This is a genomic window from Micromonospora avicenniae (genome assembly GCF_900156065.1).
GTDB lineage: Bacteria > Actinomycetota > Actinomycetes > Mycobacteriales > Micromonosporaceae > Micromonospora > Micromonospora avicenniae.
This window is the reverse complement of record NZ_FTNF01000001.1, coordinates 618,461-633,567: the sequence shown is the minus strand read 5'-3', so window position 1 is coordinate 633,567 and position 15,107 is coordinate 618,461. Positions and strand designations below refer to the sequence as shown.

Here is a 15,107-nt window from a genome sequence, read left to right as displayed (position 1 = left end):
CCCCGGCCCGTACGCTTGACGCGTGTCGGCCGTCGATCTCGTTCTACTGCTGCTCATTCTCGTGTTCGCGATCAGCGGATACCGACAGGGCTTCGTCATCGGAATCCTGTCGTTCACGGGGTTCTTCCTCGGCGCGCTGATCGGGCTCCAGGCCGGGCCGATACTCGCCCGTCAGTTCGTCGACAGCGGCACCCGGGTGCTGATCTCCCTGGTGGCGGTCTTCGGCCTCGCCGTGGCCGGGCAGGCGCTCGCCGGCTGGCTGGGATCGAACCTCCGGGCCGCGATCACCGGTCCCGTCTTCCGCAAGATCGACGACGTCGGCGGCGCGTTCGTCTCCCTTTTCGCGGTGCTCCTGGTCGCCTGGCTGGTCGCGGTGCCGCTCGGCTCGTCCTCGCTGCCCTGGCTGGCGTCCTCCGTGCGGAACAGCGCCCTGCTCAACGTGGTCGACCGGGTCCTGCCCGACCAGGCGCAGCGGCTCTCCACCGCGTTGCGGGACACCGTCGACACGAACGGCTTCCCGGACGTCTTCGGTGACCTCGCGCCTACCCGGGCGCGGCAGGTGGAGCCGCCCGACCCGGCGCTCGCCGGCTCGCAGGTGGTGGTCAACGGGCAGCGCTCGGTGGTCAAGGTGCTCGGCTCGGCGCCGAGCTGCTCCCGCCGCATCGAGGGCTCCGGCTTCGTGTACGCCGACGACCGGGTGATGACCAACGCCCACGTCGTCGCCGGCACCCGTTCGGTGTCCGTGGAACTCGGCGGCGACCGGTACGACGGCGAGGTGGTCGTCTACGACCCGGACCGGGACCTCGCCGTGCTGCACGTGCCGGGGCTGCCCGGCCCGTCCATGCGGTTCGCCGCCGGCAACGCGGGCACCGGCGCGGACGCCATCGTGCTCGGCTTCCCGCTCGACGGGCCGTACAACGCGCAGTCCGCCCGGGTCCGCGACGTGGACCGGATCACCGGGCCCGACATCTACTCCTCCGGCGACGTGACCCGCGAGATCTACACGATCCGCGCCCTGGTCCGCAGCGGCAATTCCGGCGGGCCGCTGGTCTCCGCGAACGGGCTGGTGCTCGGGGTGATCTTCGCGGCGGCGGCGGACGACCCCAACACCGGGTTCGCGGTGACCTCGGCGGAGGCGCGTCCGGTGGCCCTGGCGGGCGCCCAACGCACCCGATCCGTCGACACCGGCGAATGCACCTGACCCACCCCCACCCCCGACACGGTCCCTTTCGCGGAAAGAGTGGCCACCGACGGTGGCAAGGGGCCCCTTTCACGGAAAGCGTGGCCAACGGCAGCGAGCGGGTCGCGGAGGAGGGGATCCGCGGCGTGCGGTCAGTGGCGGTTTGCGGGGGCGTGCTGCCAGACGGCGAAGCCGGCGGCGGTGCCCGCCAGGACGGCCGTGGCGAGGAGCCATCCGCCGATCACGTCGCTGGTCCAATGCACCCCGAGGGCGACCCGGCTCGCTCCGGTCAGCACGGTGAGCAGTAGTGCCGTGGCCCAGAGAGCCGCGCGTTGCGCCCGGCGCCGGGCCAGCGGCAGGAAGACCACCAGCAGCACCCCGGCGGCCAGGGCGGCGTTGACCGCGTGCCCGGACGGGAAGGCGTACCCGACGGCCCGGGCGACGGGATCCAGCAGCTCCGGCCGGTCCCGAGCGACCAGCAGCTTGAGCAGGGCGCCGAGCAGCCCGCCCGCCAGCATGGTCACCGCAACCCAGAGGGCCAACCGGCGGGCGTCCCGGCGGACCAGCCAGACCACGACAGCCAGGGCGGCGACGCGTAGCGGCATGGGTGCGAAGACCTCGGTCCAGACGCTCGTCAGCCGTACCCAGCCCGGGTGCTCCAGCGCGTAGCCGTGCAGCGCCTCCGTCACCGAGGTGTCCATCCGGCGCAGCGGAGGCCACGCGCCGAGCACGAGCAGGGCGAGCGACGTGAAGGGCACCAGCACCAGGAACGCGGCCGCCACGGCCAGGGTGAGACGCAGCCCGCGCGGCTGGACCGGGTCGAGCCGGCGTCGCCGCCAGGACGCCGCGTCGCCGGGGGCGAGGGTGCGCGGATCCGTCGTGCTCATGGCGTCCGTTCTACCCGACCGGGCGGGCGATCAGCCGGTCTCAGCGGTGCTGCTGGCGCAGCCGGCGGACCATCAGCGCCGCCCCGGTGAGTAGGGCGACGAAGAGGGCGGCCCCCGTCCAGAGCCGTTCCGGTGCCGAATCGTCCTGGCTGCCGGCCGCGCGGGCGGTCCAGCGGGCCTGCTGCTGCGGGACGTTGTGGCCGAGCGGATCACCGAAGCCGGCCGCCTGGTCGCTCTGCTCGCGACCCGGCGCCGGTCCGAAACCGACCACGCCGGGAGAGGCGTTGTCGTCGAGCGGGTTGCCCGTCACCGGCGGCACGTCGGCGGTGAGCGCGGCCACCGGGTCGACCAGACCGAAGCCGAAGCGGTCGTCGCGTCCGGTCGGGCCGAGGTCGCGAGCGGTGGACATCAGCCGGTTCACCACGTCACCGGCCGACATCTGCGGGTAGCGGGACCGTACGAGAGCCGCGGTGGCGGACACCAGCGGCGCGGCGAAACTGGTGCCCTGCACCCGCCAGTAGCCGCCGGGGCGGGCGCCGACGAGCCCGGTGGCCGGTGCGGACAGCACGGCCTCCCGGCCGGTGATCGAACCGGACCAGAGGTTCTCGCTGTTGCGTTCCAGGCCGGCGACCGCGATCACGCCCGGCTCCCGGGCCGGGTACCAGACCTCGGAGGTCGTCGAGCTGGCGACGTTGCCGGTGCAGGCCACCACCACCACGTCGCGGGCGAAGGCGTAGTCCAGGGCGGCGGCGAGAGCGGGGCTGTTACCGCTGCCGCCGAGCGACAGGTTGATCACCCGCGCGCCGTGGTCGACCGCCCAGCGGACCCCACGGGCCACGATCAGCGCGTCGTCGTACCGGTTCTCGTCGTCGAGCACCCGGACCGGCAGGATGCGTGCGTCCGGCGCGAGGCCGACCACGCCCTGCTTGTCGTCCCGCCGACCGGCGATCAGCCCGGCCACCGTGGTGCCATGGCCCACCGGGTCCGCCTGCGGGCCGCCACCCGGCGACACCAGGTCGTATCCGGGCAGCACCTGCCCCACCAGGTCGGGGTGGGTGGCGTCCACTCCGGAGTCGATGACGGCGACGGTGACCCCGCGGCCGGTCGAGCTGCGCCAGGCGGTCGTCGCATTCAACTCGTCGATCTGCCACTGCTCGTCACGGATCTGGTCCGGCCGGTCCGGTGCCTCGTCCGGCACGTACGCCAACGGGGTGGCGACGACCGCGCTCGCGTGGACCGGGGCGGCGGTCGCCGGCACCGCGGAACCCGCCACGGCGACGACGGCTGCCGTCACGCCGAGCAGCGCCCGGCCGGCCACCCGCCGGCCCGCTGCCGGGCAGCTGTGCCGAACCCCAGTCACATCCTCAGCCATTCGTCGCCTGCGGAACCACAACGATCGGAGATTACCGGTTCTCGCCCCGATCGAGGGACGATCCGGGGAGACGGTTCACGGTGCCGGCAGGTGTGCCAGCTGGACCAGGCGCACCCCCTCGCGGCGGGTGACCAGCCGACCACGACCGGGTGGCAGCGGCCCAGGGCGGACCGGCCCGACCAGTGCCCCCTCCTCCGGACTGCCGGCCATCACGAGTCCGGCCGTGGCGAGTTCCCGCAGCCGCTGGACGATCGGCTCGTGCTGGGCGCGGGCGGCGCCCCCCGAACGGCGGACGAGCACCAGATGCAGGCCGATGTCCCGGGCCTGCGGCAGGTACTCCGCCAGGGCGTGCAGCGGGTTGGTCGGCCCCGTGGCCACCAGGTCGTAGTCGTCGACCAGCACGAACAGCTCCGGCCCCGACCACCAGGAGCGGTCGCGGAGCTGCTGCGGGGTGACCTCGGGGCCGGCGATCCGGCGCGCGAGGTAGCCGGCGGCCGACTCGACGAGTTCGGCGGTGTGCGCGGCCGCGGTGCCGTAACCGATCAGGTGGTCCGTCGCGATCGCGCCGAGCAGGCTGCGCCGGTAGTCGACCAGGATCACCCGGGCCTGCTCCGGGGTGAACCGGGCGGTGATGGTGGCGCCCAGCGCACGCAGGAACGAGGACTTGCCGCACTCGGCGTCGCCGAAGACCACGAAGTGCGGTTCGGCGGCGAAGTCGAGCACCACCGGTCGTAGGTCGGCCTCGGCGATCCCGACCGGCAGCCGCAGGCCGGTCGTCGCGGCGAGGTCCAGGTCGGCGTACGGAAGCACCGGCGGCAGCAGCCGTACCCGCGGAGCGGGCGGCCCGGGCCACGCCCCGGCGACCTGCTTGACGAGGTCGACGGTGTCCGCGCCGGCGAGCCGGGGCAGGGCCGTCAAGAAGTGCAGGCTCCCAGCCGTCAGGCCCCGCCCCGGGGCCTTCTCCGGCACGTTCGCCGCCGCCCGGCGGGCCACCAGCGAGTCGTTCGGGTCGCCGAGACGCAGCTCCAGGCGGGATCCGAAGAGGTCCCGGATCGCAGGGCGGAAGTCCAGCCAGCGCAGCGCGGTGGTCACCACGTGCACCCCGTAGGAGAGCCCCCGGGTGGCCAGTTCGGTGATCAGGGGTTCCAGGTCGTCGTACTCGCCGCGCAGCGTCGTCCATCCGTCCACGACGAGGAACACGTCGCCGAACGGGTCGACGTCCCGCTCGCCCGAGGCGGCCAGCGCGGCCCGCCGCTGCCGGTACGCCGTCATCGACTCGACGCCCAGCTCGGTGAAGCGCCGCTCCCGCTCGGCGAGCAGCGTGGCGACCTCCCCGATCGTGCGTCGGACGGCGGTGGGATCGGCGCGCCCGGTCACGCCGCCGACGTGTGGCAGGTCCCGCAGCGCGGCCAGCCCACCGCCGCCGAAGTCGAGGCAGTAGACCTGCACCTCCGCCGGGGTGTGGGTGAGCGCCAGCGCGCAGATCAGCGTCCGCAGCACGCTCGACTTGCCGCTCTGCGGAGCCCCGACCACCGCGACGTGCCCGGCCGCGCCGTCGAGCGTCAGCCAGAGCAGGTCGCGGCGCTGTTCGAAGGGCTTGTCGACCAGGGCCACCGGGACGCTCAGCGCGCCGTGCAGCTCCGGGTTGCCGGTGGTGAGGCCACGCGTGGCAGCCACGCCCACCGGGCCGAGCAGCTCGTCCAGGGCCGACGGCTCATCGAGCGGGGGCAGCCAGACCTGGTGCGCCGGTGACCCCTGACCGGCCAGCCGGTTCACCAGCAGGTCCAGCAGGCTCTCCCGGCCCTCCTCCGCAGCGGCCGGTGCGGGCTGCGTGTCCGGCTCGGGCACCGGCACGAAGTGAGTGGTGAAGGCGAGCAGTCGAGGTGGGCCGTCCAGGTCGGGGCCTGCCGCCGGGCCGCTGCGGGGCAGCGCGCCGGAGACGTACGCGGCCTTGAACCGGACCAGCGGATCGGTGCCGGAACGCAGGTAGCCGTGCCCGGGGGTGCGTGGCAGTTCGTGGGCGTCCGGCACGCCGAGCACCGTCCGGGACTCCAGAGCCGAGAAGGTGCGCAGGCCTATCCGGTACGACAGGTGGGTGTCCAGCCCACGTAGCCGCCCCTCCTCGAGCCGCTGCGAGGCGAGCAGCAGGTGCACCCCGAGCGACCGGCCCAACCGGCCGATCTGCACGAAGAGGTCGATGAAGTCCGGCTTGGCGGAGAGCAGTTCGGAGAACTCGTCACAGATCAGCAGCAGTGACGGCAACGGGGGGAGGGCGTTGCCGGCGACCCGGGCCCGTTCGTAGTCCCGCACGCTGGCGAAGTTGCCGGCCCGGCGGAGCAGCTCCTGCCGGCGCATCAGTTCGCCGTTCAGGGCGTCGACCATCCGGTCGACCAGCGGCAGAGCGTCCGCCAGGTTGGTGATGACGGCGGCGGTGTGCGGCAGCCGGTCGAACGAGGCGAAGGTGGCCCCGCCCTTGAAGTCGATGAGGACGAAGTTGAGCTGTTCCGAGCTGTGCGTGGCGGCCAGCCCCAGCACCAGCGTGCGCAGCAGCTCGGACTTGCCGGAGCCGGTCGCGCCGATGAGGAGCCCGTGCGGGCCCATGCCGTCCTGCGCGGACTCCTTGAGGTCCAGCTCGACGGTGCCGCCGTCGGCGCCCACTCCGATCGGTACCCGCAGCCGGTCCCGCGCCGAACGGGGTGCCCAGCCCTGCTCGACCGTGAAGGCCTGCGGGTCGCCGAGGTCGAGCAGCTCCGGCAGGCCCGGTTCGGCGTGCAGCGGGGCGTCCGGGTTGCGGACCGTGCCGGCGAGGCGCAGCGGGGCCAACCGGCGGGCGACCGCCTCGGCGTCGGTTGCGTCGAGCTGGTCCGGAAGGCCCACCTCGGCGTGCCCCTCCGCCGAGTACGAGTGCAACCGTCCGTCGCGCAGTTCGAGCAGGAGCGCGTACCGGTCGAGCAGTCGGGGTGGCGGAGTGTCCAGGTCGAGCACGGTGACCGCGTCGATGCCGCTGTCGCCGGTCATGTCGGTGGCCCCGGTGAGGTCGGCGCCGTCGAGTACGACGACCACGTGCGGCCCGTCAGTCGCCGGACCGGTCGGGCTGAACCGGGAGCGGCTGCCCAGCACCTCGTCGAGCAGCCCTTCCAGTTCGGCGGCGGAGCTGGTGACCAGACGTACCGGGCCGAGGGCGTCGGTGCGGTCCGGATGCCGGGCGTGGGGCAGCCACTTGACCCACTCCCAGGCGGCTCGCCGCTCCGGGCCGGCGCAGACCGCGATCAGCAGTTCGTCCGGGGCGTGGAAGACCGCCAGCTGGGTGAGGACCGCGCGGATCATCGCCCGGGCCGACGAGCCTTGGACGGGCCCGCCGTCGGTAGCCGGGCCGGCGACCGTGCCGTCGGTGGATTCGGAGCCGCTGACCTGGCGTACGAAGACCCGGGCGAAGCTGCGCAGCGAGAGAGCCACCGGCAGGTCGGGCACGACCGAGTAGGCGTCCAGGAAGCGGCGCAGGGCACCCGCGGTCATCGGTTCCAGTTCCTCGAGTGGGCGGGTCACGGGCGGGATCAGCGGGGTGGCCAGGGTCTGCGGCCCGACGGCGACCCGCACCACCGCGAAGTCCGGATCGGTGGGGCGGCGCTCCCAGACCCGGTGGCTGGTCACCGTCGACCAGAGCCGCCCGGGATGGGGGTGCCGGTAGTGCAACCCGGCCCGCTGCCGTTCGGCGGTCTCCCGGACCCGGCGGCGCAGCGAGGTCAGGTGCCGCAGGTACTCCCGGCGGGCGGCCATCATCTCCGACTTGCGTGGCGTGCCGGACGCGCTGCCCCACGAGGTCACCAGCATCGCCAGCGAGGAGAGCCCGAACATCGCGCCCACCACGTACGAGTAGGCGCCTCCACCGCGGCCGAACATCATCGCCATCGCCACCGTGCCGCCCAGCATGGGCAGCAGCATGAGCAGCTGCTGCCAGCGACCGCCGGCCACCGCGGGGATCTCCGGTGGGGCTTCGACGGGCAGCTCACCTACCGGGATCTCCGGTGCCGGCCGGCGGGGCGGCCGTTTGACGACGACGGTGGACAAGAACCCTCCCCAGAACGCTCGGTAACCCGAAGCTGGCTCATCGTAGGTAAAGTCCTGTCGTCCGCGCAGCCACCGATCCCGCTCGATATGGAGACAGGCCGATGTCAACCGGGCTGGCCCGCGTCACGATCAGCGCCCCGCGACGGCGGCTGGACGTCGCCCTGCCGGAGCAGGTCCCGCTCGCGGAGCTGCTGCCCGACATGCTGAGACACGCAGGTGTCGGGCTGGCCGACGACGGTGAGCGGCACGAGGGCTGGGTGTTGCGGCGCACCGACGGAGCCGCGCTGTCGACCGCGCAGGCGCTGCATCCGCAGGGCGTCCGCGACGGCGAGGTGCTGTACCTGGTCCCGGCCCGGGCGCACTGGCCCGAACTGGAGTACGACGACGTGGTCGAGGCGATCGTCGACGGCGCGCGGCGCCGGGGCGGGGCGTGGTCGTCAGTGGCCACCCGGGGGGTCGTACTGGCCGGTGCCGGCGTGCCGCTCGCCGTCGGGCTGCTCGCCCTGCTCGGTGGCGGGCCGCAGCACCGGGGCGGCTGGCTCGCCGCGGCCGTCGTGGCGCTGCTGCTGGTGCTCGCGGGAACTGTCGCGTCCCGGGCGCACGGCGACGGCGTGAGCGCCGCGACGCTCGGCGGCTACGCCCTGCCGTACGCGGCCGCGGCCGGTGCGCTGGCGGTCGGCTCGGGAGACCCGGTCGGCCCGTTCGGGCCGCTGCGCTGGATGGGCGCCGCGGAGGTGCTGGCCGCCGCGGTGGCCCTGCTGCTGGCGTCGGTGCTCGGCCTGCTCGGGGTGGCGACCCGGCTACGCGTCTTCGTGGCCGGGGCGACGGTCGGGCTGGTGGCCGCGCCGACGGCCCTCGGCGGGCTGGCGTTCGGCCCGGCCGGGACCGCCGCGGTGCTGCTCTGCGTGCTGGTCTTCGCCGTCGGGGTGATTCCGCTGTTGGCGATCCGGCTCGGCAAGCTGCCACTGCCGCCGATCACCCTGCCGAATCCGAGCGACGGCGGAGCGCCGGCCCGCGACCTGCCCGACCGGGGCCGGGTGTACGCCGCGGTGGCCCGCACCGAGGAGATACTCACCGGGATGCTGCTCGGGCATGCCGTGCTGGCCGTCGTGGCTGCGGCGGTGCTGGCGGTCACGGGCGGTACCGCCGGTGCGTTGCTGGTGGCGGTCACCGGCGCGGTCCTGCTGCTTCGCTCCCGGCTGTTCGTGGCGGTCCGGCACCGGGTGCCGCCGGTGGTCGGCGGCCTGCTCGGGTACGCCGTGCTCGGCGCCGTGCACGCCGAGCGTGCCGGTGACGTGGGCCGGCTGGGGCTGGCCGCGGCCGGGGTGGGACTGGCTCTGCTCGCCGTCGCCGCCGGCACCACCTACGCCCGGCGTCCCGTTTCGCCGTACCTCGGTCGGATCGCCGACCTGGCCGATACGGCGCTCGTGGTGGCCGTGGTGCCGGTGGCCTGTGCGGTGCTGGACCTGTACGAACGGGCCCGGGGGCTGCTCGGCTGAGCAGTCTCCGGGCCCGTTCCGGGTCTCGGTGCGATCAGTGCAGGCCTTCGCCGCGCTCCTCGGCCTCCTTGGCGCGCTGGTAGGAGGCGCGGATCTCGGCTTCCGCCTCGGTGCGACCCACCCAGGTGGCGCCCTCGACCGACTTGCCGGGCTCCAGGTCCTTGTAGACCTCGAAGAAGTGCTGGATCTCCAGCCGGTCGAACTCGCCCAGGTGGTGGATGTCGCGCAGGTGCTCCTGGCGCGGGTCCTCGTAGGGCACGCAGAGGACCTTGTCGTCGCCGCCCTTCTCGTCCGTCATCCGGAACATGCCGATGGTGCGGCACCGGATCAGACAGCCCGGGAAGGTGGGTTCGGGTACGAGGACGAGCGCGTCCAGCGGGTCGCCGTCCTCGCCCAGGGTGCCCTCGATGAAGCCGTAGTCCGCCGGGTACTGGGTAGATGTGAAGAGGGTGCGGTCCAGCCGGATCCGGCCGGTCTTGTGGTCGACCTCGTACTTGTTGCGGTGACCCTTCGGGATCTCAACCGTGACGTCGAAATCCATGTGCACGCTCCCTCGTTTGCCCACGCTGGCCAACGGAATCGCCGGCACCGTCCGGACGGGCCAAACTCACCCGCCGGTCGCGACCGCCGCATAGTGTTCGGACCGAAGTAGTGTCACCCAAGCCAATTTCCGCAGGGGAGGAGGGGGTCGTGGGGAGGGAAGATTCACACTACCGCCCGGACGATGGGTCTGGACGCGGTACCGGAGCATCTGGTTCTGGTGGAGCCACCGGACGCGTGCGCGTTCCCGGCACGGAGCCCAGGACGAACTCCGATCGGGCCCTCGGTCAGGCTCCGCCCGACCCGCACGCGGCAGCGGGAGCACGGTTCCCCGCCCTGGGGCCGGACCGGCCGATCGTCCCGCCGACCTTTCCCACCACGGCGTCCGGCGGGCCGGCTCCGACCTCCGGTATCCCGACCAGCCCGGCCCCGGCCGGGCCGAGCCGCGAGCGGCAGCCGGTCGGCCAGGAATACGCCGGGGCGGGTGTGGGCGTGCCCCCCGCCGCCGCTCCCACCGGCCGGGACCCGGCCGGGGCGGGCGGCTATCCCGACGGCCCGGTCAGCGCCCCACCGGACGCCGCGGGTGCGACCGGCCCGGCACCACGCCGCCGTCGGCTGCCGGTGGTGCTCGCCGTGGTGCTCCTGCTCGTGCTGGCCGGCGTGGGCGTGGCGGTGGTACGCCCCGGCCCGGTCGCCGGCTGGCTCGGTGGCGAGGCCGACGAGACGCAGGCCGATACCGCCGCGCCGGAGCCCGCACCGTCGGTCGTGCTCGCCGGGGCCGATCCGAACGCCCCCGAGCCCACGCCCGACGGGGTGCGCGCCGCGCTCGATCCGCTGGTCCGGGCGGCCGCCCTCGGCGATCGGGTGAACGTGTCGGTGGCGGACGTCCTCACCGGCCAGCCACTCTTCGGTCAGGGCGCGGACGACGGCACCGTGCCCGCATCGGTGACGAAGCTCGTCACCGCGGTCACCGTGCTCGCCGCGCGGGGGCCGGGCTACCGGATCCCGACCCGGGCGGTCGCCGGGGCGAACCCCGGTGAGGTGGTCATCGTCGGTGGCGGCGACATCACACTGGCCGTCGACCGGAACGGCTTCTATCCGGGAGCCGCCCGCCTGGACGATCTGGCCGACCAGGTCAAGCGGGCACTCGGTGGCACGAAACCCACCAAGGTGATCATCGACGGGTCGCTCTACTCCGGTCCCACCCTCGAGCCGGCCTGGGACGAGGACATCCCGACCGGCGGGTACGGCTCCAAGATCACCGCCCTGATGACCGACGGCGCGCGTCGAGACGTGGCGCAGGCCAAGCGGGACCACGACGCGGGCAACCACGCGGCCCCGCGCTCGTCCGAGCCCGATCTCGCCGCGGGCCGGTCGTTCGCCCGGCTGCTGGGGCTGCCGAACAGCGCGGTCACCCGGGGCACGGCGCCGCCTGCCGGGGCCGACGCCACGGCCGGCGCTCCTGGTGGTGAACTGGGCAAGGTCGAGTCCCCGCCACTGGTCCGGCTGGTCGACATCATGATCACCGACAGCGACAACATCCTCGCCGAGGCGCTGGCCCGCCAGGTCGCGCTGGCCCGCAACCAGCCCGCATCGTTCGTCGGCGCTGCGGCGGCGGTCGACCAGGTGGCCGGGGAGCTGGGGCTGGCCGCCGACGAACTGGCCCTCGCCGACGGCAGCGGGCTCTCCCGCACCAACCGGATCAGCCCGTCGCTGCTCACCGACCTGATCACGCTGGCCGGCAACGGTGACCATCCCGAACTGGCGGCGATCTTCGGCGGTCTGCCGGTCGGCGGCTGGTCCGGGACCCTGGGCGACCGGTACGGGACCGCCGCCACCGAGAGCGGTGCCGGGGTGGTCCGGGCCAAGACCGGAACGCTGACCGGCGTGAGCGCGATCGCCGGCGTGGTCACCACGAAGGAGGGGCGGCTGCTCACCTTCGCGGTGCTCACCGACCGGGTACCCGCCGACGGGACCGACTCTGCCCGGGCGGCGTTGGACCGGATCACCGCCACGCTCGCGAGCTGCGGCTGCCGCTGACCTTCCCCGACGGCGGCGAGACGGGGCACGACGCTTCCCGATCGCCGGCTGGCGCCGCCGCACGCCGTCGGCCGGCCGTCGCGGCTGCCCTGGGCCCGTCGCGGGTCCGGTTCGGGGTGTTCCCACCCGGGTACGGTGGGTGCATGGCGCAGTTCGTGGACTGGGATCTCGCCGCCGCCACCGCGGGGGCGCTGGGCAAGTCGGGGCCCCGGGTGTCGTACGCCGAGGCCACCGACGTGGTCGGCGACCTGCGGCGGCTGACCGAGGAGGCGGCCCGGCACGTGGCCGACTACACCGGTCTGCGGGCGCAGGTGAGCCACCCGCCCGTTCGGGTCGTCGACCGGCGGGACTGGGCCGCCGCCAACATCGCCGGGTTGCGCGAGGTGATCGGTCCGCTCGTCGGCCGGCTCGCCGGTGACAAGCGGCCCGGTGCCCTCACCGAGGCGATCGGCTCCCGGCTGACCGGGGTGCAGGCGGGCACCGTGCTCGCGTACCTCTCCGGCCGGGTGCTCGGTCAGTACGAGGTCTTCTCCGGCGATCCGGGGCAGCTGCTGCTGGTGGCGCCGAACATCGTCGAGGTGGAGCGGAAGCTCGGAGCCGATCCGCACGACTTCCGGCTCTGGGTGTGCCTGCACGAGGTGACCCACCGGACCCAGTTCACCGCCGTGCCGTGGATGCGGGCGTACTTCCTGGGTGAGGTGCAGGCGTTCGTGGACGCCTCGTCCGGCGCTGAGGAGGCCCTGCTGGATCGGCTGCGCCGCGGCGTGGGGACCCTCGCCGACGCGATCCGGGACCCGGAGAGCCGCACCAGCGTGCTGGATCTCGTGCAGACGCCGGGGCAGCGCGCCGTGCTGGACCGGCTCACCGCGTTGATGACCTTGCTGGAGGGGCACGCCGAGTTCGTGATGGACGGCGTCGGTCCGCAGGTCATTCCCAGCGTCGACCGGATCCGGGCCGCCTTCAACCGGCGGCGCGAGGCCGGCAACCCGCTGGAGAAGGCGATTCGCCGGCTGCTGGGCGTGGACGTGAAGATGCGCCAGTACGCCGAGGGCCGCAAGTTCGTGCACGGTGTGGTCGAGCGGGTCGGCATGGAGGGTTTCAACAAGGTGTTCGGCTCGCCGCTCACCCTGCCCCGGATCGAGGAGCTGGGCGACCCGGACGCCTGGGTGGCCCGGGTGCACGGCCCGGCCGGTCCGCTGCCGTCGGCCGGCTGACGGTACGCCGGTGGCCGTACTCGCCCCGCCGGTGGCCGCGATCCGGGTGGCGGTACGCCGTGCGCTGACCGATCTGCCCGGGGACGGGCCGGTGCTGGTGGCCTGTTCCGGTGGCGCCGACTCGTTGGCGCTCGCCGCCACCACCGCGTTCGTCGCACCGCGCCTCGGCCGGCGTGCCGGCCTGGTGACGGTCGACCACGGGCTTCAGGCGGGCTCTGCCGAACGGGCCGCCGAGGTGGCGGCGTTGGCCGGCGAGCTGGGAATGGCTCCGGTGGAGCTGGTCCGGGTGGAGGTGGCCGGGCGTCCCGGTGGCCCCGAGGCGGCGGCCCGGGAGGCTCGCTACGAGGCGCTGGCGGACGCCGCCGCGCGGCGCGGCGCCGTGGCGTTGCTCACCGGACACACCCGCGACGACCAGGCCGAGACCGTGCTGCTCGCGCTGGCCCGGGGCGCCGGTCCGCGTGGCCTGGCCGGGATGCCCGCCCGGCGGGATCTGGCCGGGGTGCCGCTGCTGCGACCGCTGCTCGGAATCACCCGGGAGCAGACCCGGGCGGCGTGCGCCGCGCTCGGCCTGAAGCCGTGGGTCGACCCGCACAACAGCGACCCCGCGTACACCCGGGCGCGGGTGCGCTCCGACGTGTTGCCCGCGCTGGTCCGCGCGCTGGGGTCGGCGGTGCTGGACGGGCTGGCTCGTACCGCCCGGCTGGTCGCCGAGGACAACGCCGCGCTCGACGAGATCGCCGCGGCGGCGTTGGCAACGGCCCGGCACCCCGCCGGGGGACTCTCCGTCCCGGCACTGACCGCTCTCGCCCCCGCCGTACGCGGCCGGGTGCTGCACGCCTGGGCGCGTGAGCTGGGCGCCCCGCCGAGCGCGCTCTCCCACCGGCACGTGGCGGCGCTGGACGCCCTGGTCACGGCATGGCGGGGCCAGGGTCCCGCGTACCTGCCCGGCGGTCTGTGCGTCCAACGCCGCGCCGATCGCCTCCATCTCGCTCAGGAGCGGGCCTAGGACGTCAGCCGGCGTGGGTGCGGTCGCGGAAGGTGGTGCGGTAGCTCTGCGGCGTGGCGCCGACCCGGCGGGTGAAGTGGTGGCGCAGCGCCGCCGCGTCGCCGAAGCCGGCCTGGTCGGCGACCGCCTCGACGCTGAGCCGGGTCTCCTCCAGCAGCCGCCGGGCTAGCAGCACCCGCTGGTTGGTGACCCAGTCGTGCGGGGTGGTGCCGGTCTCGGCCCGGAAACGGCGCGCGAACGTACGAGGGGCCATGCCCGCCCGGGCCGCCAGCTCGTCGACGGTGACGGGCCGCTGCAGGTGCCCCATGAGCCACTCCAGTACCGGTTCGAGGGTCGGGGCCTGCGGCGCCTTTGGGATCGGCGCCTCGACGTACTGGGCCTGACCGCCGTCCCGATGCGGTGGGACCACCATGCGGCGGGCCAGCCGGGTGGCGGTGGCCGAACCATGCTCCTGACGGATCAGGTGCAGGCAGGCGTCGATGCCGGCGGCGGTGCCGGCACTGGTGAGCAGCCGACCGTCCGCCACGTAGAGCGAGTTGCACTGGACCCGGGCCGACGGGTGCAACTGTTGCAGTTCGTCGACGTACCGCCAGTGGGTGGTGCATTCGCGGCCGTCGAGCAGCCCGGCCGCGCCGAGCAGGAAGGCGCCCGAGCAGACGCTGAGCAGGTGCGCGCCGCGTGCGTCGGCTCGGCGCAGCGCTTCGAGCACCGGCTCGGGGACGCTGGCGCACCGGTCGTGGGCGGGGACCGCGACCAGGTCCGCGTCCTCCAGGGGGCCGAGGTCTCCGTGCGGTACCAGTTGGAAGCCGGAGGACGTGCGAACCGGCCGGCCGTCCGGGCTGCACACGTCGAAGCGGTAGTCGGGGAATCCGTCGGCCGTCCGGTCGGTGCCGAAGACCTCTGCGAGCACGCCGAGTTCGAATGGCGCGACCTGGTCCAGGACGAGTACGGCCACTGAGCGGAGCATGTGACGAGGGTAACCCCGCGGGTGGCAGTAAATCGATGACCAGTGGCATTCCTGCCGCTGTCAGCCCGCGGCGCGGCGTCGCAGACTGAGGTCAGACCCGATGCGCATCGGCGGCGAAACCGACATCAACCGTGTGAAAGTGAGCGCCGTCATGGAGTTCCTGTTCCTCGTACTGTTCCTGGTCCTTCTCGCCGCCGCCGCGGCGACCGGCGTGACCGCCGACAGCCGCGACTCCGCCGACTGGAAGCCGACCGACGCCGGGCGTCGATGGCATTCCGGTACCTGCTGATGCCATTTGATCTGATTCAGCGGAAAAATCCCGGGCGGGACCGCG

At 74.0% G+C, this 15,107-nt stretch carries 11 protein-coding genes; 6 read left to right on the top strand and 5 right to left on the bottom strand.

Features of this window, described 5'->3' with window-relative positions; genetic code table 11:
• Positions 1-22: 22 nt before the first annotated feature.
• Complete coding sequence (locus tag BXA10_RS02975; RefSeq protein ID WP_076467164.1) at positions 23-1,201, top strand: MarP family serine protease; 1,179 nt, start codon at positions 23-25, stop codon at positions 1,199-1,201.
• A gap of 131 nt (positions 1,202-1,332) precedes the next feature.
• Here BXA10_RS02975 and BXA10_RS02970 read toward each other — a convergent pair whose 3' ends face one another.
• The 3 genes from BXA10_RS02970 to eccCa form a co-directional block, all read right to left on the bottom strand.
• The gene (locus tag BXA10_RS02970) at positions 1,333-2,067 is read right to left on the bottom strand and encodes a phosphatase PAP2 family protein (RefSeq protein ID WP_076467162.1); all 735 of its coding nucleotides are present in this window, start codon (positions 2,065-2,067) and stop codon (positions 1,333-1,335) included.
• 40 nt (positions 2,068-2,107) lie between these two features.
• Complete coding sequence (gene mycP, locus BXA10_RS02965; protein ID WP_076467160.1) at positions 2,108-3,439, bottom strand: type VII secretion-associated serine protease mycosin; 1,332 nt, start codon at positions 3,437-3,439, stop codon at positions 2,108-2,110.
• Positions 3,440-3,514: 75 nt separating this feature from the next.
• Positions 3,515-7,507 carry a type VII secretion protein EccCa gene (eccCa, locus tag BXA10_RS02960; RefSeq protein ID WP_076467158.1) on the bottom strand — a complete coding sequence of 1,331 codons (3,993 nt, stop codon included), beginning with the start codon at positions 7,505-7,507 and terminating at the stop codon, positions 3,515-3,517.
• Positions 7,508-7,608: 101 nt separating this feature from the next.
• On the opposite strand from eccCa, the gene eccD reads away from it, so the two are divergent.
• Positions 7,609-9,006 (top strand): type VII secretion integral membrane protein EccD, encoded by a 1,398-nt coding sequence (gene eccD, locus BXA10_RS02955; RefSeq protein WP_076467156.1) that lies wholly within the window; start codon positions 7,609-7,611, stop codon positions 9,004-9,006.
• Between the two features lie 34 nt (positions 9,007-9,040).
• On the opposite strand, the gene BXA10_RS02950 is transcribed toward eccD, so the two are convergent.
• Complete coding sequence (locus BXA10_RS02950) at positions 9,041-9,547, bottom strand: inorganic diphosphatase (protein ID WP_076467154.1); 507 nt, start codon at positions 9,545-9,547, stop codon at positions 9,041-9,043.
• 620 nt (positions 9,548-10,167) lie between these two features.
• Between BXA10_RS02950 and dacB the strand changes: the two genes are divergently transcribed.
• The 3 genes from dacB (at position 10,168) to tilS (ending at position 13,806) form a co-directional block, all read left to right on the top strand.
• Positions 10,168-11,586 carry a D-alanyl-D-alanine carboxypeptidase/D-alanyl-D-alanine endopeptidase gene (dacB, locus tag BXA10_RS02945; protein ID WP_245828111.1) on the top strand — a complete coding sequence of 473 codons (1,419 nt, stop codon included), beginning with the start codon at positions 10,168-10,170 and terminating at the stop codon, positions 11,584-11,586.
• A 143-nt stretch (positions 11,587-11,729) separates the two neighbouring features.
• Positions 11,730-12,800: a zinc-dependent metalloprotease gene (locus BXA10_RS02940; RefSeq protein ID WP_076467150.1), complete on the top strand. Its 1,071-nt coding sequence runs from the start codon at positions 11,730-11,732 to the stop codon at positions 12,798-12,800.
• A gap of 10 nt (positions 12,801-12,810) precedes the next feature.
• Positions 12,811-13,806 carry a tRNA lysidine(34) synthetase TilS gene (gene tilS, locus BXA10_RS02935; protein WP_076467148.1) on the top strand — a complete coding sequence of 332 codons (996 nt, stop codon included), beginning with the start codon at positions 12,811-12,813 and terminating at the stop codon, positions 13,804-13,806.
• A gap of 4 nt (positions 13,807-13,810) precedes the next feature.
• Here tilS and BXA10_RS02930 read toward each other — a convergent pair whose 3' ends face one another.
• Positions 13,811-14,773, bottom strand: coding sequence for a GlxA family transcriptional regulator (locus BXA10_RS02930; protein ID WP_076467146.1), 963 nt, complete (start codon positions 14,771-14,773; stop codon positions 13,811-13,813).
• Positions 14,774-14,873: 100 nt separating this feature from the next.
• Here BXA10_RS02930 and BXA10_RS02925 point away from each other — a divergent pair, with 100 nt between their 5' ends.
• A complete protein-coding gene (locus BXA10_RS02925) occupies positions 14,874-15,062 on the top strand; it encodes a hypothetical protein (RefSeq protein WP_076467144.1) in 189 nt (62 codons plus the stop codon).
• Positions 15,063-15,107 lie beyond the last annotated feature (45 nt).

Bases quoted from the DNA above. Each gene is read 5' to 3' on its own strand.
- BXA10_RS02940 (WP_076467150.1), top strand. From the start codon at position 11,730: ATGGCGCAGTTCGTGGACTGGGATCTCGCCGCCGCCACCGCGGGGGCG.
- BXA10_RS02930 (WP_076467146.1), bottom strand. From the start codon at position 14,773: ATGCTCCGCTCAGTGGCCGTACTCGTCCTGGACCAGGTCGCGCCATTC.
- BXA10_RS02925 (WP_076467144.1), top strand. From the start codon at position 14,874: ATGCGCATCGGCGGCGAAACCGACATCAACCGTGTGAAAGTGAGCGCC.
- mycP (WP_076467160.1), bottom strand. From the start codon at position 3,439: ATGGCTGAGGATGTGACTGGGGTTCGGCACAGCTGCCCGGCAGCGGGC.
- eccD (WP_076467156.1), top strand. From the start codon at position 7,609: ATGTCAACCGGGCTGGCCCGCGTCACGATCAGCGCCCCGCGACGGCGG.
- BXA10_RS02950 (WP_076467154.1), bottom strand. From the start codon at position 9,547: ATGGATTTCGACGTCACGGTTGAGATCCCGAAGGGTCACCGCAACAAG.
- BXA10_RS02970 (WP_076467162.1), bottom strand. From the start codon at position 2,067: ATGAGCACGACGGATCCGCGCACCCTCGCCCCCGGCGACGCGGCGTCC.